The sequence below is a fragment of the Pseudomonas ficuserectae genome (assembly GCF_024584585.1).
Classification (GTDB): Bacteria; Pseudomonadota; Gammaproteobacteria; order Pseudomonadales; family Pseudomonadaceae; genus Aquipseudomonas; species Aquipseudomonas amygdali.
In genome coordinates this window covers 3,308,886-3,333,343 of the sequence record NZ_CP085684.1, presented here as the reverse complement: position 1 = coordinate 3,333,343, position 24,458 = coordinate 3,308,886, and the positions used below count along the sequence as shown (strand labels likewise).

Sequence of the window (24,458 nt, the reverse complement as noted above, 5' to 3'; positions counted from 1 at the left end):
AGCGGCCGAAAGAGCTAAAAAGCGAAGATAATTGAGCAAATTTCGACATGCATCGTTTTTTGAAAAGTGCTGAGGACTCGGTAGCCGGAAAACATCCGGCTACTTCAGACCTTCCCTAGCGGAATCAGTAACAGCATAGGGAAATACAGAAGGCTGTCGATGCCGTAGTGATTAACTACTGTGGCGATAGCCGCTGGCCCGAGCAACATCCCTGAGTAGCCAATGGAGTTTACTATGCCTATGTTACGGCCTGCGTTGAGTGGATCCTTTCTACCGGCATAGGACAGCATCAGTGGAGCAATGCAAGACAACCCGACTCCGAACATGGCAAAACCGATCATGCCGAAAAGTGCGGTATGACCTGTCACTGTTACCAGCAGTCCGCTAATCGCTAGTACCGCACTAAAGAGAACCATATTTGAAGCGCCGAGGTACTCCGCAACCCGGTCTCCAATAAGGCGTCCAATACACTCTGCCCCTATGAATACTGACACAGCCATCCCAGCAGTCGAGATTGGGGTGTTCAGAACACGACGGATATATTCCTGCCCCCAATCGCCGATAGCGCTTTCACCAACCATACTTCCCAGTAGGAGAACGCCAAAGCCTATCATCAGCAATATGATAGCTTTTGGGCTCTTTACGCTTTCCGCGTGGGGGGGGCTCATCGTTAATAGCGACGGATACTTCTGAGGCGATGTCATCTCTGTCCAACATAAAGCGGTCTACTACAATGCCAACGATCACCATAGCTCCGCCAAGTACAGTGAATGGGGTCTGGACGCTATTTGTGAAGTGGGTAGCAAACGCACTGCCTGCCATGCCTAGCAGAAAGCCGCCTAATGAATAAAATGCATGGAATGCTGACATGATTGGACGACGATAATGCCTTTCGACCTGAACCCCGTGCGTATTGAACGCTGTATCGATCGCGCCCCGGAGCAAGCCCAGTACGACCCCACAGCCAACGGCGAAGTTTACGCTTGTTGCGTATCCCATTGGAAGGATGGACAGTGGGTAAGCGATAGCCGTTATGTAGATCACCCGCTTGGAGCCAAAAATGTCCAGAAACCGGCCAACCAGAAAAGAACCTGCGGCACTGCCCAAGCCAATGCCAAAGGCGATTATGCCGAAATTAGCATCACCAGCGTCTCCGCTTAATCCGAGCTGTTCCCGAAAAGCAGTTACCCCTGTCGACCAGATGTACATCATGGCTCCGACCATCATAAAACCGGCAAAGGTCGCAATACGGGCTTGCCGAATTTTCGGTGTAACCAGCGAATTATCTCTTTTATTCATTAGTACAACTTCCTGACTGAGGCTGCTAATTATTAGATATTGCCCCATTTTTTTAGGGGAGGTAGTCCTGCTGTTACCGATCACCTTCAGCAATTGTCGCCGCTACTCGAAGTGCATTAGCAGCGATCGTCAACGCTGGATTAACGGCTGCTGACGAGGGGAATGATGAGCTGTCTACAATCCATACGTTCTCGAGGTCGTGCATTTTGCAGTTGCGGTTTACAACGCTTTTTAGCGGGTCGTTCCCCATCACTGCCGTACCACACTGATGAGAGTTTGTGGCGATACCCATACGCTCCGTGAGCACGAAGGGATAACCAGCCTTGCGCATTACTGCAGACGTTTTTTCCACAAGCCGCTTATGCGCCTCAAGGTTATGAATCGCCCCGGATTCTCTAGACACCTTGCAAGCTCATTGCGTAACGTTTTTCAAACTCTACCGGTGACAGCTGATTGTTGAAACCATGGCGGCGTTTTGGGTTGTAGAACATCTCGATGTAATCGAACACATCACTACGAGCATCTTGCCGTGAGGTGTAGATTTTCCGCTTGATTCGTTCCCGTTTCAGAAGCTGGAAAAAGCTCTCAGCCACGGCGTTGTCATGACAATTGCCTCGGCGGCTCATGCTGGCAACCAAATTGTTTGCCTTCAAAAAACTGCGCCAATCGGAGCTGCTGTACTGGCTGCCCTGGTCGGAGTGAACCATCACCTCTTGTTTCGGTTTTCGCCTCCAAACCGCCATCAATAACGCATCAATGGCCAAATCACTGGTCATCTGCGACTTCATTGACCAGCCAACGACCTGACGAGAAAACAGATCCAGCACCACCGCCAAATACAGCCAGCCTTCATACGTACGAATGTAGGTGATGTCGGTGACCCAAACCTTGTTGGGTTCCACGACATCGAACTCGCGCTTCAGTAAATTGGGTGAGGCGACCGCTGGCTTACCGCCGTACTTTCCAGGGCGACGTCGATACCCTGTCTGAGAGCGCAGACCTTCAAGACGCATCAACCTCGCCACACGATGCCGACCACAATCTTCACCGACCTCGCGCAGGTCGTCATGGATTTTGCGATAGCCATAAACTCCGCCGCTCTCCAGCCACGAGTGCTTGATCAAACCCAGCAATCGCTGGTCGTCTTTAGCGCGTGCAGATTGCGGCTCAGACAACCAAGCGTAATAACCACTGGGATGGACTTTCAGCGTCAGGCAAAGCCGTCGAATGGAGTAGTCGCCCGCGCGCTGCTTGATAAAGGCGTACTTCAGCCGCACTCCTTGGCAAAGTACGCGGCGGCCTTTTTTAAGATGTCTCGCTCTTCAGTGACCCGCTTGAGTTCCGCTCGCAGACGACGCAGTTCAGCGTGCTGATCATCGTCTTGCTGCCGTTCTGCCTGAGGTTTGCTGTAGCGCTTTATCCAGGCATAGAGGCTATGCGTCGACACGCCAAGACGCGCCGCCACATCAGCGACAGGCAGCTTCTTTTCGGTCACTTGATTGACCGCTTGGATTTTGAATTCTTCGGGATAACGTGGGTTGCTCATGGCACCTCCTGATTGGCCTCAGTTTAAGGCATGGAGGTGTCTACGAAACCCGGGGCGATTCAGTCGCCGATGGCGTTTTACCAAGCATTTGATGTCGACTTTGGTGAGTAAATCGGCATTCTGCAAGGTCTGCGGTTTAACCGCAGGGTGCTCCCAGGCTCGGGTTCCGTCTTGCATCCTGGGTGTTCAGGTTACTGGAGTGCAGCGACAGACGTGAAGACTGCGGAGCAAGCCCCAGCGATCCCATTCGCCGGTATCACTCAGGGATGTTCTCCAAATGACTCGCTCACTCTCCAGTTTGCAGCGATACCTGAAACGGTCGCCACCGTCCCGTCGATAGGCTATCTCACGTGGACTTTGCTGAACCGTCTTCATGGTTTTGGTTTTACGACCCATTTCAATTGAAAGAGTAGCCTTGCATATTTCCGAGGGCGAGAAGTCAGCGCCTTGGGCTCTGGCAACATGAAGAGGCTTAAACTGACTCACGCTTTTTATGTGGAGTTTCAAGTGTGAACAGGCTTTTAGAACGATTGCTTGCCCTTGTTTTGTTTGTGCCTCTGATGTTTGCAGGTGCTTGGCTTGGGTTTGAGATACCTGGAATAGATCACAGCACACGGACAGTATTTTTCGTCGGCTGGATGATCGCGATGGCATTTGTTATCGATCGAATTTGCACAAGAGTACTCAGGGGAAAGTAGGCAGTAGATCCGGGATCTGTACGACCGCGCCTGGCATCTGGGTAGGGATCTGGAGATGATGCTTTCAAACCTGAACATTTCCAATAGGAAGAGCAGGAATCCAGCGTGTGTCTCGCATTTGTAACGTCGTCATCGGTTGGGGGGGGGCCGGGTCGCATGCTTGCGATCGTGCCGGCGAACAGAGACAAGGAAACCCGACTGGCCTTGCGCCCAATCGGGTCTGAAGCTTCACCGATAGCTATTGAAAAGGCATGGCACCAGTGGTTGGCCTACAGCCGAGCATTCACTGCCTTTGTTGTATAGAGGCTGCATCAACGACCCCATGACAAAGCCAAATAAGATGGCCACTACTAAGTAGGCTTTGGCTCGTTCTTTCGGTTTATCAGTGTTGTCCATCCAAGCCCCGAGGGTTCGTAACTGACGGCCAGCGAGGTATAGGAGGCAAAAAGCCAGAGGAAGGGCGAAGCTCAAGATTCCAATTTCAAAGCCTGGTTTCATGTTCAAATCCTCATATTTGGATCCAATCTTATAAACAATCTGTTCTTCTCTTTCAACCCGAACTCCGCGAAACACTCAGTCTTCGGCGTAGTCGATGTTCATGACGGGAGACTCTCAAATTCTGTATGTGCATACAGTATTTGAGTCTTTCAGATTTGGGGAGTGGTGTTCGTCGGCAGGACGCCGGAGAAAGAGTTTTTTGGAATTGCGGACCACGACTGTTTTTGCGGGCCAAAACAAAAAGGGCCTACTGAGCAAAATGCCCCGTAAGCCCTTGATATGTATGTGGTGCCCCGAGCCGGGGTCGAACCGGCACGTCCAAAGGACGAGGGATTTTAAGTCCCTTGCGTCTACCAATTTCGCCATCGGGGCGGTAGCGCCAAGAGCAGGGAATATATACACCCGGCACCCATGAAGCAAGCTTGAAAGCGTCACAAATGACTCGGAATGCCGCTTTTTTGCCTGTCGGAAATGCTTGGTAAATCATGAGGCTACGAAATTTTATTGGAGCAAAGGCTGACGTGCCGCGTTCAGATGGCTCAGGCTTTGCTCTCTTTCACCACCGCATCGTTCACTACAGCCTCGACCTTGTCAGCCAGTAATCGCAGGTAGCTCGCCAAGGCCACTTCCTCCAGGCGCAGGCCTTTGCGTTGCCGGGAGCGAGGGAGTTTGGCCAGGTTGCCGAGCAGGAAGCCTTCCAGTACTGCGGGGTGGATGTAGCATTTTCGGCAGATGGCAGGGGTGTTTCCCAGTTGTTTCGAGACCGCCTTGACCATATCGACGATGTGCCGCTTGGCGTCGGCCTCCGGCTCCCAATGCAGTTTCTGCAACGTCGCGAGCGCCAGCGCACTCGCTGCCCAGGTCCGGTAATCCTTGGCGGTGAAATCCGAGCCGGTGAGGCTTTGCAGGTAGGCGTTGATATCGGATGACGTCACTGCGTGGCGTACGCCATCTTCGTCCAGGTACTGAAAGAGGTTTTGTCCCGGCAATTCCATGCAACGCTTGATCACATTGGCCAAGCGCCGGTCCTTGACGCTGACCTTGTGTTCAACGCCGCTTTTACCCCGGAATTCAAAGAGGATCTGGCCGCCCTTTACCTCGACATGCTTGTTGCGCAGCGTGGTCAGGCCGTATGAGCGGTTTTCCTTGGCGTACTGGCTGTTGCCGATGCGGATCAGCGTCGCATCCAGCAATGAAATGACCGTCGCCATGACCTTTTCCCGGCCCATGCCAGGCTGCGCGAGTTGTGCTTCTATCTGCTTGCGAACCTTGGGCAGCGCATGACCGAACTCTATCAGGCGCGAGTATTTGTCCTGATCGCGTATCTCGCGCCAGCGCGGATGGTAGCGGTATTGTTTGCGGCCGCGTGCGTCACGTCCGGTAGCCTGCAGGTGGCCCATCGGGTCGGCACAGATCCACACATCGGTGTAGGCGGGCGGGACTGCCAGCGCGTTGATGCGCTTTATCTCCGACTCGTCCTTGATGCGTTTACCCTCAATGTTGAAGTAGGCGAATTTGCCGCGCAGTACCTTGCGCGTAAGGCCCGGCTGAGTGTCGTCTACATAATGCAGGTCACTGGCGGGCTGGCTGATGGCAGTCGAGTCAGGCATGGCTAATTTCCAAAGGCAGTTAAAAACACTGACCTCGGTCTTTTACCGTGGTGCCGTTTATTTGCTGACTGACCGGTTTTTCAGGGCATCAGGCCAGTACGGCAACCGCCTTGATCTGCGCCCAGAGCGACTGGCCTCTGTGCAGGTTCAACTGGTCACTGGAGTAGCGCGTGATGCGCGCGAGCAAAGGCGTGCCCCCGGCGTCCAGTTTCACCAGCACATGTGCCGAGTTGTCAGCCAGCGCTTCCTCCATCACCGTGACCGGCAAGCGGTTGAGAATGCTGCTTTGATCGTCGGGTTGCATGTTCAGGCTGACATCCCGGGCCTGAACCTTGACGCGCAGAAGGGTGCCGATCTGCATTTCGGCGTGTGCGACGCGCATGCACAATGTGCTGTCGGGCAGCGTCACGCTCAGTAACTGGTAATGACGATCATAGGCGCTGACCGTGCCTTCAATGACCACGCCCGCATCGCCGCCCATGGCCAGTGGCAGGTCCAGCCGCGCCAGTGTTTCGCGAATCGGGCCGCTGGCCAATACGTTGCCGGCTTCAAGCAGCACCAGATGATCTGCCAGGCGTGCAACCTCATCCTGAGCGTGGCTGACATACAGCATGGGGATGTCCAGCTCCCGATGCAGGCGTTCGAGGTACGGCAGAATTTCACTTTTGCGCCTGGCGTCCAGCGCTGCCAGAGGTTCATCGAGCAGCATCAGGCGCGGGCTGGTCAACAGTGCGCGTGCAATGCCCACGCGCTGACGCTCCCCACCGGACAGCTTGTCAGGACTGCGCTCCAGCAGATGGTCGATGCCTAGCAGTTCAGTGGCCTGCGGCAATTGAATGTTGCGCTGCTGACGCGGGATGCGTTTCATGCCGAATTCAAGATTGGCCCGCACGGACAGATGCGGGAACAGGCTGGCTTCCTGAAATACATAGCCGATCGCCCGTTTGTGCGGAGCGAGGAAAACGCCTTTTTCAGTGTCTTGCCAGACTTCATCATGAACACGAATGAAGCCCTGGCCAGCTTTTTCCAGCCCGGCAATGCAGCGCAGGCAGGTGGTCTTGCCCGAGCCTGAAGGCCCGAACAGTGCTGTGATGCCCGACCCCGGCAGGGTCAGGTCGGTACGCACGGTAAAATCCGGGTAGGTCATGTGCAGGCGGATTTCTATCGGTGAGGCCATGACTCAGCTCCATCCTGCTTTGGATTTACCGCTGGAATACAGCGCCAACAGCACCAGAAAGGAAAACACCAGCATCGCTCCGGCCAGCCAGTGTGCTTGCAGGTACTCCATGGACTCGACGTGATCGAAAATCTGTACTGACACCACACGGGTTTTCTCGGGGATGTTGCCGCCAATCATCAGCACCACGCCGAACTCGCCGACCGTGTGCGCGAATCCCAGAATCGCCCCAGTGATAAAGCCAGGCTTTGCCAGCGGCAGAATCACGCGGAAGAACGTGTCCCATGGGCCCGCTCTCAACGTGGCTGCCACCTCCAGCGGACGGGCGCCAATGGCTGCAAATGCGTTCTGTAACGGCTGGACGACGAAAGGCATCGAGTACAGGACCGAGCCGATCACCAGTCCGGCAAAGCTGAAAGTCAGCGTGCCCAGTCCCAGGCTCTGGGTGAGCTGGCCCACAGCTCCGTTGGGGCCAAGCAACAGCAGCAGATAAAAGCCGATGACTGTCGGCGGCAAAACCAGGGGCAGGGCGACGACCGCGCCAATCGGCCCCTTGAGCCATGAATCAGTGCGCGCCATCCACAGCGCGATGGGCGTGCCGATGATCAACAGGATGACGGTGGTCAATGACGCCAGCTTCAGTGTCAGCCAGATCGCCGCGATGTCGGCACTTCCCAGTGGCATTTACAGCTGGTATCCGAAGGACTTGATGATGGCGGCGGCTTTCGGCCCTTTCAGGTACTCGACCAGCGCCTTGGCAGCGGCGTTGTCCTTGCCCTTATTGAGGATGACGGCGTCTTGCTTGATCGGGTCATGCAGGGCGTCCGGCACGATCCAGGCCGACCCGCTGGTCAGTTTGCCGTCCTTGTAGATCTGCGACAGGGCCACAAGGCCAAGTTCCGCATTGCCGGTGGAAACGAACTGGTAGGCCTGAGTAATGCTCTGGCCCTCCACGATCTTGGCTTTGGTTGCGTCGGTCAGACCCAGTTTGCTCAGCACTTGCGTCGCTGCCAGACCATAAGGGGCAGCTTTTGGGTTGGCGATGGACAAGTGTTGATACTGATTGGCCTTGAGCACTTCGCCCTTGCTGTCTACATAACCGTCCTTGGCCGACCACAGCGCCAGGGTGCCCACCGCATACGTGAAACGCGAGCCCTTGACGGTGTCGCCTTCCTGCTCAAGCTTTGCCGGGGTGGTGTCGTCGGCCGACAGGAACACCTCGAAAGGGGCACCATTCTTGATCTGTGTGTAGAACTGACCGGTAGCGCCAAACGCGGCAACAAGCTTGTGGCCGGTGTCCTTCTCAAAGTCAGTGGCAATCGCCTGAATGGGCGCTGTGAAATTGGCTGCGACGGCGACCTGCACCTCGTCGGCAAACACGTTGGCTGTAGCTGATACGGCGAAGGCCAGGGCAGAGAACTTGAGAATGGCGCGCAGCGTGGTCGTTCGCATGGAACAGCTCCTTGATGATGAAAACGCACGCCGTGGAATAAAGGCGTTTCGCTATATAGTTAAATATATAGCGATAGCCTGTTGTTCTGAAAGCACTGTTTTACCGGGGTGAGAGAATTTTCAGCGCGTTTTCAGCCAGTTGCCGAGTCAGTTCGGTCGCACCCAACTGGTGTTTGATACCAACTGCCTGACCTGCCCAGAGGTTGGTAAAGTCACTGCTGCCCTGTTTTTCCGCTTGTGCGCGCAACGGCATCAAGGCACCGCCTGCCAGAGGGAACGCAGGGGCGAGTGGGCTGACGGGGCCAGCTTCGCGCATGATCCGGTTGACGATGCCGCGCGCCGGACGCCCGGTGAAGAGGTTGGTCAGCGCGGTCTGGCTGTCCGTTGCAGTGTGCAGCGCCTGGCGATGCAGTGCACTGACGCTGGCTTCAGGGCAGAACAGATACGCCGTACCTACCTGTACCGCCGAGGCACCCAGAACAAACGCCGCCGCAACCCCGCGACCATCTGCAATACCACCCGCAGCGATGACCGGAATGCGCACGGCGTCCACTATTTGCGGCACCAGCGCCAGAGTGCCGACTTGAGTGTGCAGTTGATCGCTGAGGAACAGGCCCCGATGACCACCGGCTTCGTAGCCCATGGCGATTACCGCATCGCAGCCATGCTGCTCCAGCCAGACGGCTTCCTCGACCGTGGTCGCCGATGAAATGATCTTTGCCCCGGTGGCTCTGACCCGTTCCAGTAGCGCTCGCTCGGGAAGGCCGAAGTGGAAGCTCACCACCTCCGGCTTCAGGCGCTCGACCAGAGCACAGGTGGCGCTGTCGAAAGGGGCACGGTTGGAGACGGGCGTCGGTGCATCGAAATCGGCCCCCAACTCTTCGTAATAGGGTTTAAGTGCCTGTTTCCAATGCTCGGCGCGTTCGGCATCGTAGGCCGGGGCCTGATGGCAGAAGAAGTTCAGGTTCAGGGGCAGATTGCCGGTGTGTTGCCGAAAGGTGGTGACTTCCTGTTCGATTTGCTCAGGGGTCAGCATTGCGCAGGGCAGCGATGCCAGCCCGCCAGCCTTCGCGACAGCAATGGCCATTTGTGATCCGGTGGCTCCGGCCATAGGCGCTTGCAGCACCGGCAGCTCTATAGTTAACAGGTCAATAATGCGGGTATCCGGCCATTGGCTCATGTGTTTCTCCGCTTGTATTCGGGCAGTCATGCACAGGGCATTGAGCGCGAGAATAGCGTGAATGGCAAACGGCATTTCCGGCGCAACACATAGACCGCGCGGCGAGGTTGACATAAAAAACGATCGGTCTAATATTCCTGCATGACTCAATTGCCGGTAAAAACCAGACGCCCCGGGCGGCCACCGAAAGTGGACCGCGACAACCTCGAAACCCGCGAGGCACTGTTGCGCCGCGGTCTGGAAGTGCTCAACGAGCAAAGCTTCTCGGCCACCGGGCTGGATTACATCCTCAAGGAAATCGGCATTCCCAAAGGCTCGTTCTATCACTACTTCACCAGCAAGGAAGCCTTCGGCCGGGCGGTACTGGATGAATACGCTCGCTATTTTGCACAGCGGTTGGACCACTGGCTGCTGGACGAAGCGCTTTCGCCACTGGAGCGACTGGTGGGCTTTGTCCAAAGCGCCAAGAGCGGCATGGCGCGGCATGATTATCGGCGCGGTTGCATGGTCGGCAATCTGGGCCAGGAAGTCGGTCTGTTGCCGGAAGGGTTTCGTGACGTACTGGAGCAGACGCTGCTGGACTGGCAGTCAAAGCTGGCCTGCTGCCTCAGGGCCGCGCAGGCGCATGGTGAGTTGGCCAGAAGTGCCGATTGCGATGAATTGGCCGCGTTTTTCTGGATAGGCTGGGAAGGGGCGGTGCTCCGCGCCCGCCTGGTCAAAAGCGACACACCACTGAACACGTTTATTGCCGGTTATCTTCGTGGTTTGCCGCAATGACTTTTTCTTCAGGGCTATTTAAAGACGATCAGTCTAAATTGGAGGCGCACATGTTCAAGGGCATTTTGATCGACAAGGACGAGGCAGGTTATCGCGTCAATCTGACCGATATCGACGAAGCACAGTTGCCTGCAGGTGACGTGACGATAAACGTGTCGCACAGCACGCTGAACTATAAGGATGCGTTGGCAATCACCGGCCAAAGCCCTATTGTGCGTAGTTTTCCGATGGTGCCGGGTATTGATCTGGCGGGTACGGTGCAAGCCAGCGATACGCCTGAGTACGAGGTGGGCGACAAGGTTCTGCTCAATGGCTGGGGTGTTGGCGAAGGGCACTGGGGCGGTCTCGCACAAAAAGCGCGGCTCAAGAGCGAATGGCTCATTCCATTGCCGGATGCTTTCACGCCCGCGCAGGCGATGGCCATTGGCACGGCGGGGTATACCGCAATGCTCAGCGTGCTGGCCCTTGAGAAGCACGGTTTGACACCCGACCACGGCGATGTGCTGGTGACCGGTGCCAATGGGGGAGTCGGCAGTTTCGCCATCTCTATTCTTGCCAGGCTTGGCTATCGGGTGATTGCCTCCACCGGGCGTGTTTCGGAAAGCGAATATTTGCATCAACTCGGCGCAGCGCAGGTCGTCGACCGGGCGACCCTGTCGCAGCCGGGGCGACCTTTGGTCAAGGAGCAATGGGCGGCGGCAATCGACTCTGTCGGTAGTCATACGCTGGCCAATGTGTGCGCCGGCATTCGTTATCGCGGCGTAGTCGCGGCCTGCGGTCTGGCGCAGGGTATGGAATTTCCGGGCTCGGTTGCACCGTTCATTCTGCGCGGCGTCACTCTGGCTGGTATCGACAGCGTTACTCGCCCGCGGGCTGACCGGCTGGAAGCCTGGTCCAGGCTGGCGAGCGACCTGGATTTGGCGCTGCTGCCGCTGATCAGTCGTGAAGTTGGGTTGAGTGAAGTGATCGACATCGCGCCGCAATTGATCGCGGGCCAGATCCGTGGCCGGGTTGTGGTGGACACCGGGCGCTGAGTCGGTCAAAAAACGCTGGGTTCGCCTTTGTCACCTGACTGCGCATGTTCAAGTGCGCGATGCATCCGGGCGGTGCCGAGCCCGGTTTCGCATAATTGCAACGGGATGCAACCGCCAAGTGCTGCGTTGGGTGTCACCAGCCAGCGACCGGCGCGCTCAGGTGTTTCAAGCACGCGAAGGATGTGACTGGCGATCATTGCGAGGCGGTCCAGACGCTCCGAAGCCACGGGGTCCAATGGCTGTTTCTGGCGCTGGCGACGTTCCAGCGTTGAAATTGATGCATTGAACAGCGCCTCCATTTGCCGCGGGCCGAGGGCCAGCGCGTCGCGTACCGCGCGGATCCAGCCATGCGCAAAGCCTGCCTGAATGTTCGCCAGGCGTTCGGCCTCGCTGCGCTGACTGACCTGATGGGCCAGCAACCAGAAATGCGCAGCCGCGTCGCGACGGCCATGTGCTTTGCTAGCGAGGGGCGGAATCAAGATACGTGCTTGCCTTGAGGGCCGGAAAAGTCGGCCAAGGCTATCCCAGGCAGCGCGTCGTTCAAGCCGCAGGGTGTTACCGATGATTGCCGGGTGGGCTGAAGCTGCTGAGCTGAACGAGCCGCGCCAGAGGTGTCGCACCAGGGCCCTCGTGCTAAAGTCGGCTGCCTGAATATGAATGAAGAGCGCCGCAGCTGTTCGCGCGCTTGCACCAGAAAAGGCGTCGTTCCACATGCCGCAAGACCCTTATACCGATCAGGACGCACGCATTGTCAGCCAGCCTTCGCTGCCCGACGTCAACAAGCCACTGCGCCTCTATCTCGACCGCCTGGCACCCTCAAGCCGCCTGACCATGACTTACGTTTTGCAGGACGCGGCAGATCGTCTGGGCATGGCTGACGTCGATATTCATGACATTCCCTGGCACACCCTGCAGCCTGGCCACGTGACCGCACTGGTCGCGACGCTGCGTGAAGACGACTACGCACCAAATACCACCTCGCTGTACGTGAACGCTATTCGCGGTGTAATGAACGAAGCCTGGCGGCACGACCTGATCAGCCACGAGCAATTACTGAAGATTCGCTCGATCAAACCGGTCAGCGGTACGCGTCTGGCCAAGGGCCGTAATATCCGCCGCACTTTGATTCGTGAACTGATGCAAGCCTGTGCTGCGGACCCTAGGCCGCAAGGGCGTCGCGATGCCGCGATCATTGCGATTCTGTACGGTTCGGGAATGCGCAAGTCGGAGTCGGTCAACCTGGACCTGTCACAGATCGATTTCGCCGAGCGCAGCCTGCGGGTGCTGGGCAAAGGCAACAAACAGTTGATCAAATACGCCCCCGAGTGGGCGTTCAAGGCGCTGAACGACTGGCTGGAACTGCGCCGCTCGTGCTTGCAGCCGGGGCAGGGCGATGATCCGTTCCTGTTCAACCGGATTCGCCGCGGCAGTCACATCACTCGCGACAGAATCACTAAACACGCCATTTACTTCATCGCCAAGCAACGCGGGCGGCAGGTGGTGGTGAACATCATGCCTCACGATTTTCGGCGCTCGTTCATCACTCGTGTGATCGAAGAGTTCGATCTGTCGATTGCCCAGAAACTTGCGCATCACACGCATATTTCGACCACCGCCAGTTACGACATGCGCAGCGAGAACGAACGCCGCAATGTGGTGGACGGGTTTGATCTTTAGGCAAAAAAAAGCCACCTCGCACAAGCGGGGTGGCTTAAAAGATCTAACCAAAGGAGTGATGAAGCAGAGCAGAGATTCACTGGCCTCGCGACGCGGATTCGCGAGGCCGGGAGATATGTTCGTTCATCGCCGACAACGGTAACACCGCCGCCCCTGATTCAATTATCAGCGTTATTGATACCCGACATTGCCAAAAAACATATGACCCGCACGTGTTTGCGTGGCCAGCCATCTGCAAAATCGATTTCTCACCTCCGAGCTATCCGGCAATTGGATAGCCAACAATTGGCAACAATTTCATGCTTTACCGGACTTGAAACGTACGGGACTGAGCATGGAAAAGTTCGATATACACCGTAAAACCCGCTTCGACTCATTGGTACACGAGTACGGGCTCGATGGCAGTCGTCTGTTGCCATGGGAAGGCTACCCGATGCCGTTCGCTGGCGGCTGGTGCGTGGTCCGTCCGGGCACCAGCAGCGAAGCGCATACCCAGATCGATCAGGAAATCTTCATTGCCATCAAGGGCAGCGCCCGTCTGGTGGTCGGCGAAAAACAAATGGATTTCGTCGTGGGCGATATCGCCGCGATTCCGAAACACACCAATCATTACGTCATCAATGATTCCGCCGAGGACTTCCACTTCTATGTGGTGTGGTGGGACATGAACTACGTGAATGCTTTCGTGGCTCAGCACAGCGAAACCACGGGGTGCCTCGATGAGTAAGTACATCGTGACCATCACGCCGCCCACCCCGAATGGCGATTTGCACATAGGTCATATCGCCGGCCCGTTTCTGGCCGCTGACGTGTTCACCCGGGTCCAGCGCCAGCGCGGTCACGACTGTGTGCTGGTGTCCTATTCCGACGATTACCAGTCCTACATGCTGCGCAAAGGACTGGAGCAGGGCGTTGATCCGGTCGAGCTGGCCGGGCGTAATTCCGACTGTATCGAAGCGTCGCTGGCGGCGATCAACATCAAACCCGACAACTGGATGCGTCCGCACAATAACCCATGGTTTGCCGAGGCGGTTGGCGAGGTGTTCAACGCGTTGCGTGAAGCGGGCTCGATCGAGTTTCGCGATTCCAGCGAGCCGTACTGCCCCGATTGCGATGTGTGGGGCTACGAGGCATTTGCCCGAGGCAACTGCAATTACTGTGGGGCCGATTCTGATGCCAGCCAGTGCGAGAACTGCGCTCAGGCCCCTGACGCTGAGTTGATGACCGGTCTGCACTGCAAATTGTGCAGGCAGCCGTCGCAATGGAAAAAGGCCCATCGTGCATTTCTGAAGCTGGCTGATTTCAAGCCGCACTTGCGTGATCGTCTGTTGGGCCAGCAATGGCGCAAGCCGCTCGACAACTGGCTACGCGATACGCTGGAGCACTTGCATGACTGGGGCGTAACCCGTCCGGGCGACGGCGGGCTTGACCTGCAGGTCGACGGCTCGTGCCGGGTCCACACCTGGTTCATGGGGCTGGCGGGCTATATGGCGGCATTTCGTGAATATGCCGACAGTGTCGGGCGTCCGGAGCTGTTCCGTCAGTACTGGCAGTCGGGACAGGGCACGCTGGTGCATTTTCTCGGTTTTGACTGCGTGTTCAGCCACGCCATCGTCTACCCGGCGCAGCTGTTGGCGCTGCGCGATATCAAAGTTCGCCAGCGCTTCATGCCCAATCAGTTTCTGAAACTGGACGGCCTGAACCTGTCGACCAGCCGCAATCATGCGATCTGGGTCGGCGATCTGGCCCGTGAAGCCTGTGCCGACAGTGCGCGCCTGTATCTGGCAAGCATCGCACCCGAGCAAAGCGAAGGCGATTTTCGTCTGACGCATTTCCGCGCATGGCGGGAGCAGATATTCGACGAATTTTTTCCCGCGTTGCTGGACGCTGGAAAGCATCGAGATGACAACTGGTGGAGCGGTATCTGTGGGGCCGATGCCGGGCTGTTGGAAGCGTTACGCCTGCAATGGAGCAGGGCTGCAGAGCCTGCGCAGTTCTCGATGAAGGGCATGGCTCAGGTGCTGCTCGACGTCATCGCCATTGCTCACGCACGTCTGGCCGAAGGTCGGCCCGTCAGCCATCTAGCGGCGTTCATCGCAGTGGCTGGCAAGGCGCTGATTCCGGAAATGTCAGCGCAGATCATGACCGAATTCGGACTGCCCGAAGCCCGGGTCAACGCCACGCTCATGAACGGCTCGGCCGCTGAATACTCTATCTGAACGGATGCACCACATGTTCATCGATTACGAGATAGCGGTCATCGGCGCCGGGATTACCGGCGCCAGTATCGCGGCGAAGCTGTGCAGCGCAGGTGTGTCGGTCGCTCTGATCGACAAGGGCGCAGCCGGCAGCCTGGGGGCGAGCGGTTATTCCGGCGGACTGGTTCGCCTGTACGACAGCGATCCATTGCTGATGGAGCTTGCGGCGTGGTCCATCAGCCTGATGGACGACGGCATTTTCGCGACCACTTACGCAAGCGCACTGCGACGTACCGGGGTGATCTACCGGACCGCCATGGACCAGCTGGATAATCTGTACCGGGCTATCGAGCAGCACGGCAGCGAGCGCTACCCGATGCGTCTGCTGGCGGGCCATGAACTCGATGGCGGTCGCTATCCGCACTGCCCGGCAGTTGAGCGGGTCAACCTGTTCGAACCTCGCGCCTGCGTCGGCAATGTACGTCAGGCTGTCGCTGCGCTGTGCCACGTGGTTCGTCAGCAAGGCTTGCTGCTGGAGCATCGCGAGATCAAGTCCATCGACTGTCGTGCTGCGGACCTCGTACATATCGACATGGGGGACGCTACATTGCGTTGTCGGGCCGTAGTGGTGGCTGCGGGTGCCTGGAGTCAGCATCTGGTGCCGCAGGCGGGGCTGGAAGCCCGTTCTATTCCCTTTGCCCGGGTACTGACTGACAGCGATTGGTCAATGCCGGTGATCGATGCGGTTACTCAGAGCTACGCTATACCGCTGACCCGCCATATCGTGCAGACCGGCTGCGGCAGCCGCGATAACAGCCTCTGGCCAGAGCATCTGGCACAGCCTGATGCGCGGCATGCCGAAGACGCCTGCAAGCGGATTGCCCGGCTGTGTGGTTCGGCAACCCACCCACGTGTGCTGGATGTGCTGCCGGGTTTCGACAGTTACAGCGCCGACGGTCGTCCGCTGCTGGGTTTCTGCGCCGAGTACAGCCCGGTTTATCTGGCCGCAGGCATGTCGGGACTGGGGTTCAAGTTTGCTGCTGGTGTTGCCGGTATCGCTTTCGAGCAACTGCGCAGTCATCTGGCAGGAAAGGACCGGCCGAGCCTCGGCTGGTCGGCATTGTCGCCACGCCGACACATGCCCGCTGCCAGTCTGGCGGGGATACAGCCATGACACCGCTCGCGTCACCCGTGCCGGGTCTGCGGGTCGGGGTCAGCGCACTGTTCGACCCCCACGACACGCCGCACGCGCGGACCTTCATGAGGGCGCTGGCCGTGGCGCGCAATTGCGTACCGGGGCTTGCGCGGGTGCAATGGCACTTTCTCGACGACGGAGCCAACGCCGTTCGTGGGGCCGAAGTGGCGCGGCGAATGATCGACTGGAAAGCCGATCTGGTCATCGGCCATTTCTCTTCGGACGCAGCCGTCAGCGCCGCCGCGTTGTATCGGCAAGCCGGTATCGCGCTGCTGACACCGGCAGCAACGATTGATCGCCTGACGCTTGAGCACCACAACGCATTCCGTTTCTGCCCCTCGGACAGGCAACTGGCGGGGGATCTGGTGAGCTGGCTGGCGAGCCGTCAATGGCGCCGCGTGCATGTTCAGGCTGATGACAGCGCTCACGGTCAGGCCTTGTGCGTTGCCATCTGCGAAGCACTGGTACGCGCGGGATTGCAGCGCGTCGAAGAGCCTGAGCACGCTGATGTCGAGGTATTTGCCGGCCGCCTCAAGCCCAGTCGCGAACACTGGCAGGCGCGACGACAGGCCGGGAGTAACCGCCCACTGGTGCTGACTGACGACGCTGCCTCGCCGTACCTGGGCTGCGCAGAGGACCAGCGTGGCAAGACGTTCGTCATCGGTTTCGGCACTCCTGACCACCCAGGAAATGGCTGCCATGCCAGCGCGCTGCACCAAACGTTGTTCGCTGCCGAGCCACACACCTACTTTCGCGAAAGCCTGCTGATGCTTTACGTGCTGGCTGAACTGGCCAACGGCGGTCTTTGCGCCGGGCAACTGCTGGACGCATTGCAGCACACCACCTTCAACACACCGCTGGGCGCAGTTGGCTTTGATCGGGGCGAGCTTCGAGGCGCGATGATCTGCGTCTGGACCCCGGGCCCCACAGGACTGACCCCTGTCACCCGATAGCCGCAATAAAAACCAAGAACACCGCTTCACGCCAATTCTAAGGATAGGAATTTCATGGGTAACTCGACACCACACACGTTGCACTCGGACGCCGTCTGTATCGGCTTTGGTCCAGCCGGCATCGCGCTGGCCTGTGCTTTTGAAGACGCACGGGAGGCCAATGACCCGCTCGGCTCGCTGTCCATCCGCTATCTGGAAGCTGCGCAGGACAGCCAATGGCACCGCGAACTGTTGCTGGCCGGTACTGACATCAACCATCACGTATTTCGCGACTTGGTGACGCCGCGCAACCCGCGCAGCCGCTTTTCCTTCGCCATGTACCTCAAGGAACAGGGTCGGATGTTCGATTTCGGCCTGCTGGGCCGTCCCGCCAGTCGCCATGAATGGTCGGATTATCTGGCCTGGGTTTCCAGGCAAGTGGATAGCCAGACCTGCTTCAACACGCCGGTCACCGGGATTGACCCTGTGCTGCGCAACGGTCGTTTGCACGAAGTACGGGTCTGCACGCCGCAAACCTGCTTCACGACGCGCAATGTCGTGCTGTCCAGCGGCAGCGCACCGCGCATTCCACACGCGTTCGAGGCGCTGCTTGGCCCGACTCTGTTTCACACGTCGCAGTTTCTGACCCGCCTGCAAGCCTTTGGCGAACACTTGCCCAAGCGCTGGCTGGTGCTGGGTTCGGGGCAGAGCGCCAGTGAGTCGGTGCTGGAACTGGTCAGCCGCGATCCTGCTATCGAAGTGCAGTCAGTGCATCGCTCTGCCGGTTTCAAGCTCACTCAACTGGGGCAGTTCCCCAACCGGGTGTTTGCCCCGGATCACGTTGATTACTTCCATAGCCTGAGCCCCGCAGCGCGGCAGCGCTTTCTCGACTGGAGCCGTTCGACCAACTACGCCGGGATCGACCCGGATGAAAGTCAGAAGCTGTTTTCGCTGATCTACGAGGACTCCATCGCCGGACGCAAGCGTCTGCAGACCCATGCCTACAGCCTGATCAGCGCCATCGAGCACAGCGCCGAGGGCTACCGGATCGAGCTGACCGACACCTTCAGCCAGCGCACCCAGGTGCTGGAAGTCGATGCCGTTGTGCTCGGCACCGGTTATCAGCAGTACCTGATACCGCCGTTATTGAGTGGTTTGCAGCCATGGTTGAAAGCCGATCTGGATGGCGGCCTGCTGATTGATCGGGATTACCGCGTCGCTATGCAGGGCGAGTGCGACGTGAATATCTGGGTCAACGGTCTTTCCGAACGCAGTCACGGAATCAGCGACAGTCAGTCGTTCTCGCTGATGGCGCTGCGCGCCGAGCGTATCGCCAATGCGCTTGAGCCGGCTGTAACACCGGCAGCCGAACCTTTGCTGGCACAGTGGAAGTGACCCTTATGTACGACTCTCTTTGCGACATCGTTCACGATCAGACCTTCCTCAAGGTGTCTGGCCTGGGCGCAGACTTTTTCCTGAAAATGGAATCACTCAACCCGGCTGGCTCGATCAAGCTCAAAACCGCCGTAGGGCTGATCAATGACCTTCAGACTCGGGGTTTGCTGGGCCCTGACACGATTCTGATCGAATCTTCGTCGGGCAACCTTGGCGTGGCGCTGGCGATGATCTGCGCTGAGCGGGCGATACCCTTTACCTGCGTGGTCGACCCCAACAGCTCCAGCCATAACGTCCGCATGATGCGCAGCTATGGCGCCGAGGTGATTCAGGTTCAGGCCCCGGACGCCAACGGCGGGTTTCTGGGAACACGCATTGCGCTGATTCGGGAAAAGCTCGCCAGCGACCCGCGATACGTCTGGCTCAATCAATACGAGAATGCGGCCAACCCGCGTGCTCACGCCCGGACTACGGCACGCTCGATCAGCCAGCACTTCGGTCATGTCGACTATCTGTTCGTCGGTGCCGGGACCACCGGCACGCTGATGGGTTGTGTTCAGCATTTTCAGCGGCATCACCCGAGCACCAGAATTATTGCTGTTGACAGCGTCGGTTCGGTGACCTTTGGCACTCCGGCCAGCCGTCGCTTCATACCGGGGCTGGGTACCAGCCAGCATCCGCCGATCTTCAAGGCTGATGGTATTTACGCGCTGGAGATGGTTCCGGAATCCCGTACCGTCGCCATGTGTCGCATTCTGGCGCGCAGCAAAGGCTTGCTGGTTGGCGGGTCCACCGCGACGGTGATCGCCGCGGTACATGCCTGGCGCGAGCGCATCGAGCCGGGTTCGGTGGTCGTGGCATTGTCGCCAGACTGGGGCGAGCGCTATCTGGACACCCTCTACGATGACCAGTGGGTCGAGCAGCGTTTTGGCCGTGAAGTGCTGAACATGACCCTGGCGGATCTTTCCTCAACAGAGGCTGCAACATTTCCGGGAAGCGTGAAAACGCCTTCGCGAGCAAGCTCACTCCCACAGGATGTGTGTGAATCTGTTGTCTGCGCGTGCGCGAGCCCTTATGGAAGCGAGCTTGCTCGCGAAAGCGGTGGGTCGGCGACAGCGCCTTCGGGTGCAGGTGCGCTTGCGCAGGAGCAGTGTTCAACCTTCTGGCTGGCTGCCGAGCGCCTGAAGCAGGCGGCGTTTCATGTGGTCGATGGCGAAGTGGTCGCGCGCCTGCTGGCGGCTGATCCGCTGGCTTGCATCGAGGATGTGCAGGCAGCTTATCTGGCCCACGAGGCCGGGCGCACGATCAACCCCGACAGTTACTTTCTGCGTTTCCCCGAGGCACCGGCCAATCGGATCATTGCCTTGCCCGCCAGCCTGTCCGGCGAGCAGGCAGTCAGTGGCATCAAATGGATATCCAGTTTTCCGGGCAATATCGAGACGGGCCTGCAACGCGCCTCGGCTGTGCTGATCCTCAATGACCCGCTCACCGGCTATGCGTTTGCCTGTCTGGAAGCCTCACGCATAAGCGCCATGCGCACGGCGGCCTCGGCGGTGCTCGGTGCGCGCTGGATGAACCGCCATCAGCGCCACGTCGGACGAATGGCGTTCATCGGTGCCGGTTTCATCGCCCGAACCATCCTCGACATGTTCGTCAGCGATGGCTGGACGATGGACGCAATAACCGTCTTCGATCAACACGAGGACTCGGCATCGGCGTTGGTGCAGCATGCCGCCAGTCGACATCGGTTGAACAGCCAGCCAAGCGATTTGCTGACCGCCTTGCAGGCTGACGTGGTGGTGTTCGCTACCACCGCGCCGAGCCCTTATGTGCTGGAACCGTTGTTTCGGCCAGGGCAACTGCTGCTGAACATTTCGTTGCGTGATCTGGGCGCGGACGTCATCGCGCAGGCCAATAACATTCTTGATGACGTTGAGCACTGCCTCAAGGCTCAGACTTCTCCTGATCTCGCCGTGCAGCAGTATCAGGACCGATCGTTCATCACCGGGACGTTGGCGCAACTGATGACCGGGCAGGTGGAACTGAGCCCGGATCGAGCCTCGATCTTCTCGCCATTCGGTCTCGGCGTACTGGACCTTGCCGTAGGCCAGCGCGTGTATCGCCAGGCAGTAGCCGAAGGCAGTGCGTTGCCGGTGCCGACGTTCTTCTTTGAGTCGAAGCGCTGGTGATGGCCATGCAGACACATACCGTCGCGATTATCGGCCTGGGCTCGCGTGGTTTGAGCATTCTGGAGCAGTTGATCGGCCTGAGTCGCCATGCCGGGCGGCCGTCGCTGAATATCGAAGTGTTCGACCCGCAACCGCCCGGCAGCGGGCTGCACCATGCGCAGCAGGCGGATTACCTGATGCTCAACACCATGGCCGGCCAATTATCCGCGTTTTCTTCCGCATTCCCGGCGTGTGCGCCGCCGGGTCCGACCTTTCTGCAATGGTGCCTCAGCCAGGATGTGCGCCTTGACGAGCGCGGCCATGTCAGCACGGACGGGCAGGGCAGAGCGGTGGCGTTTGGCGACTTTTTGCCGCGTGCATTGCTCGGGCGCTATTTGCAGGACAGCTATCGCCTGCTCCTGCAGTGCTGCCCGGCGCATGTGCAGGTGCGCTATCACGCCGAGGAGGTCATGACCTGTGGGCCGCTATTGGAAGCCCCCGGCTTCAGGTTGCACACCCGAAGTCAGGAGATGGATGTCGATGCCGTGTTCCTCACCAGCGGGCATGCCTTTGAAACCGGCGCGCAACGGGAGGTCGGCGATACGGTGGCCATCGAGGGACTGGGACTGACCGCGATGGACACACTGGCTCACCTGACTCAAGGGCGCGGCGGGCGCTACGTGCGGGATGGAGGCTTTGCAGGTTGGCGATATCTGCCGTCCGGCCGCGAGCCCAAGGTGTTCCTGTACTCGCGCACAGGGCTGCCGTTTCATGCACGGCCGCAATGGCATGCCTACAGCCAGCCCCCCTTGCCGAGGCTGTTCTTCACCGCTGCCGCCATAGCCCGTTTGCGCGAGCAAAAGGAGGGCGGGCGACTGGATTTTCGGGCCGATGTGCTGCCGCTGATCAAGGATGAAATGCGCGCCGTATTTTATCAGGCCAGGGTCCGGCTCGATGCGCCAGCGCAGTTGGCATCGGTGCAGCGTCTGCTGAGCGAGTCAACCGCCACACCGGCAGCGTTTGAGCGGCTGGCCGAGCTGTGGGGTGAATTTGACCCTGAGCAATGGCTGTTGACCCAACGCTGGTCGGGTGCGCAAGGCGCGTATGGCCAATGGTTCGTCGACTGGATCAAACGGGACCTGGCGCTGAGTCGCCTGGGCACGGCAGGCAGTCCGATCTGCCAGGCACTGGAGGTCTGGCGAGATTATCGCGACCTGTTGCGCCTGATCGCAGATCGCAACGGCCTGACTGAATCGTCGACCCTGGAGTTTTATGGCACATGGGCCGGGTTGAGCAACCGGCTGGTCGGCGGGCCGCAAAAGGAGCGCCAGGAAGATCTGCTGGCGCTGATCGAGGCTGGCGTCGTGACGATCCTGCCGCCGATGGACGATGTGCAAAGGGGCGATTTTCGCCCCGACAGCATGATTGGCGCGCGGGTCGCCCACGGCGGTCTGTCGGGCAATGGCCCTGGACTGATCAGTGATTTGTACGAGCAAGGACTGATTCGCGCTGCGCACGCCTGGCCTGCCGACGGTATTGAAACCGATGAGTCTGCTCGTGCCATTGGCCGCGATGGTTCGGTGCAGCAGCGGCTCTGGGTTCTGGGGCCGGCCGTAGAAGGCTGCACCTTTTACAACCACTACGTGCCCACGCCTGACCCGACCTGCCATGCACTGATCGAAGCGCGCAGGGCGGTCGAGTCATGCCTGGAGACGCTGGGAAAGCACACCTCAAGTTGCATCACATTCAAGTTTAATAAAGCTGTTTAACTTATTAATTAAAAGGGAATTACTGATATGTATGAAGTCACTTTACTGACCGCGCTGGCGGGGGCGTTCATCGTGCTGATCATCAGTCCCGGGCCGAACTTCCTGGTGATCACCCAGCTCTCGTTCAGCCAGTCACGGCAGCAGGGCATCTGTGCCGGGCTGGGGGTCGCCTCGGGCAGCATTCTCTGGGCCCTGCTGGCAGCCACCGGGTTAGGGCTGGTGTTTCAGCAGTTGCCGTGGCTGCAACCAGCGTTGCAATTGCTGGGCGGCGCTTACCTGACATGGCTCGGCGCCAAGAGCCTGCGCAGTGCTGGCAGCCAGCCCAAACCGAGGAACATCGGTGCGCTGGGCATCGGTAGCCTGAGCCGCGCCTATCGGTTTGGCCTGCTGACTAACCTGACCAATCCCAAGGCGTTGGCGTTCTACACCAGCGTGTTCACCACCGTGACCACGCCGGGCATGCCGATGTGGGTGCGCACTGCGGGTGTATCGATCATCGCGGTGCTGGCAATTTCCTGGTTCGTGCTGCTGGCCACGTTGTTTTCGATCCCTGCCGTGCAGGTGCGCTATCAACGGATGAAAAAGACCATTGATATCGTCACCGGTCTTTTCATGATCGCTTTCGGTCTGCGCCTGCTGATCGGTTTGCTGCCCGCCAACTTCTTTTACTGAAATAACCTGCAAGGGACTACGTACATGTACAGCAACGACTGGCACTACCCGACTTCAATCCGTGCAGGCGCTGGACGCGTCAATGAACTGGTCGACGCCTGCCGGAAGACCGGCATAAAACGGCCGTTACTGATTACCGACAGCTTTCTCGGCAGCACCGATATGATCGCCAGCGCCGTGGAGGATTGCCGCAGCCAATTAGGCCATTGCGGCCTGTTTGACCGAGTCAAGGGTAACCCGACCGGCACCAACGTTGCCGAGGGCCTGCACGCCTACAGAACCGGTGGCTACGACGGCGTCATCGCGTTTGGCGGCGGCTCGGCGCTGGACGCTGCCAAAGCGGTGGCGCTGATGTCAGGCCAGACCCGCCCGTTGTGGGATTTCGAAGACATCGGCCAGAACCACCTGCGCGCCGATCCAGACGGTATTGCGCCAGTAGTTGCGCTGCCGACGACGGCTGGCACCGGCTCTGAAGTGGGGCGTGCGTCGGTGATTACCGATGAACAAGCACAGGTCAAGCGCACCATCCTGCACATTCGCATGATGCCGCGCATCGCGATTCTGGATGCCACGCTGACCCTGAACCTGCCAACGCACCTGACTGCCGCGACGGGTGCGGACGCCTTGACTCACTGCATGGAATCCTGGTGTTCACCGGCCTGGCACCCGATGGCCGAAGCGATGTCGGTCAAGGGCATGCAGATGATCAAGGAATATTTGCCTCGGGTTGTTGCTGACGGCCAGGACCTGGAGGCGCGGCAGCAGATGCTGGTGGCCTCCAGCCTGGGTGCCGCCGCGTTTCAGCGCGGTCTGGGCGGCGTACACGCGATTGCTCAGAGCCTGGGGGCGCTCTACGACCAGCATCATGGCTTACTGAATGCGATTCTGCTGCCCTACGTGCTGGAGGCCAATCGCTCGGTGCTGCTGAAGCAAATGGATGATCTGGCGGCTTACCTGCGGTTGCCCACGCCCGGTTTTACCGGGGTAATGGACTGGTTACTGGCGCTACGCGAGCAGATCGGCATTGCGCATACGCTGGGCGAAATCGGTATCGACGATCGCGACGCCGAGCGGGTCGGACGCATGGCATTTGCCGACGGCTGCTCGCACACCAATCCGATTCGTCATTCGGCCGAGGCGTATGCGCAGATCTTCAGCCGTGCAGTGAAAGGCCTGTGAGC

At 58.8% G+C, this 24,458-nt stretch carries 23 protein-coding genes and 1 tRNA gene; 13 read left to right on the top strand and 11 right to left on the bottom strand.

Annotation, left to right across the window (positions count from 1 at the left end; genetic code table 11):
- Positions 1-104 precede the first annotated feature (104 nt).
- From LJU29_RS14715 to LJU29_RS14700, 4 genes are all read right to left on the bottom strand, one after another.
- Positions 105-500, bottom strand: a complete 396-nt coding sequence (locus LJU29_RS14715) for an MFS transporter (RefSeq protein ID WP_257112734.1) — start codon at positions 498-500, stop codon at positions 105-107.
- A 70-nt stretch (positions 501-570) separates the two neighbouring features.
- Entirely contained in the window at positions 571-1,299 is a 729-nt protein-coding gene (locus LJU29_RS14710; RefSeq protein WP_257110852.1) for an MFS transporter, read from the bottom strand.
- Positions 1,300-1,372: 73 nt separating this feature from the next.
- Positions 1,373-1,591, bottom strand: coding sequence for a GMC oxidoreductase (locus LJU29_RS14705; RefSeq protein ID WP_257112733.1), 219 nt, complete (start codon positions 1,589-1,591; stop codon positions 1,373-1,375).
- Positions 1,592-1,694: 103 nt separating this feature from the next.
- Positions 1,695-2,845, bottom strand: a protein-coding gene (locus LJU29_RS14700; protein WP_086004489.1) for an IS3-like element ISPsy29 family transposase whose coding sequence is annotated in 2 segments (ribosomal slippage) — positions 1,695-2,611 and positions 2,611-2,845 — 1,152 coding nt in all. Because the reading frame shifts where the segments join, the coding sequence is not laid out codon by codon here.
- Between the two features lie 509 nt (positions 2,846-3,354).
- On the opposite strand from LJU29_RS14700, the gene LJU29_RS14695 reads away from it, so the two are divergent.
- Positions 3,355-3,543: a hypothetical protein gene (locus tag LJU29_RS14695; RefSeq protein ID WP_257110851.1), complete on the top strand. Its 189-nt coding sequence runs from the start codon at positions 3,355-3,357 to the stop codon at positions 3,541-3,543.
- A 784-nt stretch (positions 3,544-4,327) separates the two neighbouring features.
- On the opposite strand, the gene LJU29_RS14690 is transcribed toward LJU29_RS14695, so the two are convergent.
- The 6 genes from LJU29_RS14690 to LJU29_RS14665 form a co-directional block, all read right to left on the bottom strand.
- Positions 4,328-4,413, bottom strand: a tRNA-Leu gene (locus LJU29_RS14690).
- A 167-nt stretch (positions 4,414-4,580) separates the two neighbouring features.
- The gene (locus tag LJU29_RS14685; RefSeq protein ID WP_016980691.1) at positions 4,581-5,651 is read right to left on the bottom strand and encodes a DNA topoisomerase IB; all 1,071 of its coding nucleotides are present in this window, start codon (positions 5,649-5,651) and stop codon (positions 4,581-4,583) included.
- An 88-nt stretch (positions 5,652-5,739) separates the two neighbouring features.
- A complete protein-coding gene (gene modC, locus LJU29_RS14680) occupies positions 5,740-6,828 on the bottom strand; it encodes a molybdenum ABC transporter ATP-binding protein (RefSeq protein WP_257110850.1) in 1,089 nt (362 codons plus the stop codon).
- A 3-nt stretch (positions 6,829-6,831) separates the two neighbouring features.
- Positions 6,832-7,512 (bottom strand): molybdate ABC transporter permease subunit, encoded by a 681-nt coding sequence (modB, locus tag LJU29_RS14675; RefSeq protein ID WP_057424216.1) that lies wholly within the window; start codon positions 7,510-7,512, stop codon positions 6,832-6,834.
- Positions 7,513-8,280, bottom strand: coding sequence for a molybdate ABC transporter substrate-binding protein (gene modA / locus LJU29_RS14670; protein ID WP_005756166.1), 768 nt, complete (start codon positions 8,278-8,280; stop codon positions 7,513-7,515).
- Between the two features lie 100 nt (positions 8,281-8,380).
- Positions 8,381-9,460, bottom strand: coding sequence for an NAD(P)H-dependent flavin oxidoreductase (locus tag LJU29_RS14665; RefSeq protein WP_002553427.1), 1,080 nt, complete (start codon positions 9,458-9,460; stop codon positions 8,381-8,383).
- Between the two features lie 141 nt (positions 9,461-9,601).
- On the opposite strand from LJU29_RS14665, the gene acuR reads away from it, so the two are divergent.
- Positions 9,602-10,237 (top strand): acrylate utilization transcriptional regulator AcuR, encoded by a 636-nt coding sequence (gene acuR / locus LJU29_RS14660; RefSeq protein ID WP_257110849.1) that lies wholly within the window; start codon positions 9,602-9,604, stop codon positions 10,235-10,237.
- Positions 10,238-10,287: 50 nt separating this feature from the next.
- Entirely contained in the window at positions 10,288-11,271 is a 984-nt protein-coding gene (gene acuI, locus LJU29_RS14655; RefSeq protein WP_257110848.1) for an acrylyl-CoA reductase (NADPH), read from the top strand.
- 5 nt (positions 11,272-11,276) lie between these two features.
- Here the strand turns inward: acuI and LJU29_RS14650 are convergent, their stop codons facing one another.
- Positions 11,277-11,750: an Xre family toxin-antitoxin system antitoxin gene (locus LJU29_RS14650; protein ID WP_005777073.1), complete on the bottom strand. Its 474-nt coding sequence runs from the start codon at positions 11,748-11,750 to the stop codon at positions 11,277-11,279.
- A 232-nt stretch (positions 11,751-11,982) separates the two neighbouring features.
- Here LJU29_RS14650 and LJU29_RS14645 point away from each other — a divergent pair, with 232 nt between their 5' ends.
- From LJU29_RS14645 to LJU29_RS14600, 10 genes are all read left to right on the top strand, one after another.
- On the top strand, positions 11,983-12,948 hold the full coding sequence (locus LJU29_RS14645; protein ID WP_257110847.1) for a site-specific integrase: 966 nt from the start codon (positions 11,983-11,985) through the stop codon (positions 12,946-12,948).
- 334 nt (positions 12,949-13,282) lie between these two features.
- Entirely contained in the window at positions 13,283-13,675 is a 393-nt protein-coding gene (locus tag LJU29_RS14640; RefSeq protein ID WP_002553433.1) for a cupin domain-containing protein, read from the top strand.
- Positions 13,668-15,167, top strand: coding sequence for a methionine--tRNA ligase (locus tag LJU29_RS14635; protein WP_057424213.1), 1,500 nt, complete (start codon positions 13,668-13,670; stop codon positions 15,165-15,167). The genes LJU29_RS14640 and LJU29_RS14635 overlap by 8 nt, the downstream gene beginning before the upstream one ends.
- 13 nt (positions 15,168-15,180) lie before the next feature.
- Positions 15,181-16,320, top strand: a complete 1,140-nt coding sequence (locus LJU29_RS14630) for an NAD(P)/FAD-dependent oxidoreductase (protein WP_057424220.1) — start codon at positions 15,181-15,183, stop codon at positions 16,318-16,320.
- Positions 16,317-17,294: an ABC transporter substrate-binding protein gene (locus LJU29_RS14625; protein ID WP_122321908.1), complete on the top strand. Its 978-nt coding sequence runs from the start codon at positions 16,317-16,319 to the stop codon at positions 17,292-17,294. Before LJU29_RS14630 ends, LJU29_RS14625 begins: the two co-directional genes overlap by 4 nt.
- 54 nt (positions 17,295-17,348) lie before the next feature.
- Entirely contained in the window at positions 17,349-18,668 is a 1,320-nt protein-coding gene (locus tag LJU29_RS14620) for a lysine N(6)-hydroxylase/L-ornithine N(5)-oxygenase family protein (protein WP_257110846.1), read from the top strand.
- A 5-nt stretch (positions 18,669-18,673) separates the two neighbouring features.
- Positions 18,674-20,857, top strand: a complete 2,184-nt coding sequence (gene sbnB / locus LJU29_RS14615) for a 2,3-diaminopropionate biosynthesis protein SbnB (RefSeq protein WP_080438825.1) — start codon at positions 18,674-18,676, stop codon at positions 20,855-20,857.
- Positions 20,857-22,605: an FAD/NAD(P)-binding protein gene (locus tag LJU29_RS14610; RefSeq protein WP_257110845.1), complete on the top strand. Its 1,749-nt coding sequence runs from the start codon at positions 20,857-20,859 to the stop codon at positions 22,603-22,605. Before sbnB ends, LJU29_RS14610 begins: the two co-directional genes overlap by 1 nt.
- 27 nt (positions 22,606-22,632) lie before the next feature.
- Complete coding sequence (locus LJU29_RS14605) at positions 22,633-23,277, top strand: LysE family transporter (protein ID WP_057423774.1); 645 nt, start codon at positions 22,633-22,635, stop codon at positions 23,275-23,277.
- 24 nt (positions 23,278-23,301) lie between these two features.
- Positions 23,302-24,456 (top strand): iron-containing alcohol dehydrogenase, encoded by a 1,155-nt coding sequence (locus LJU29_RS14600; RefSeq protein ID WP_257110844.1) that lies wholly within the window; start codon positions 23,302-23,304, stop codon positions 24,454-24,456.
- Positions 24,457-24,458: the final 2 nt, after the last annotated feature.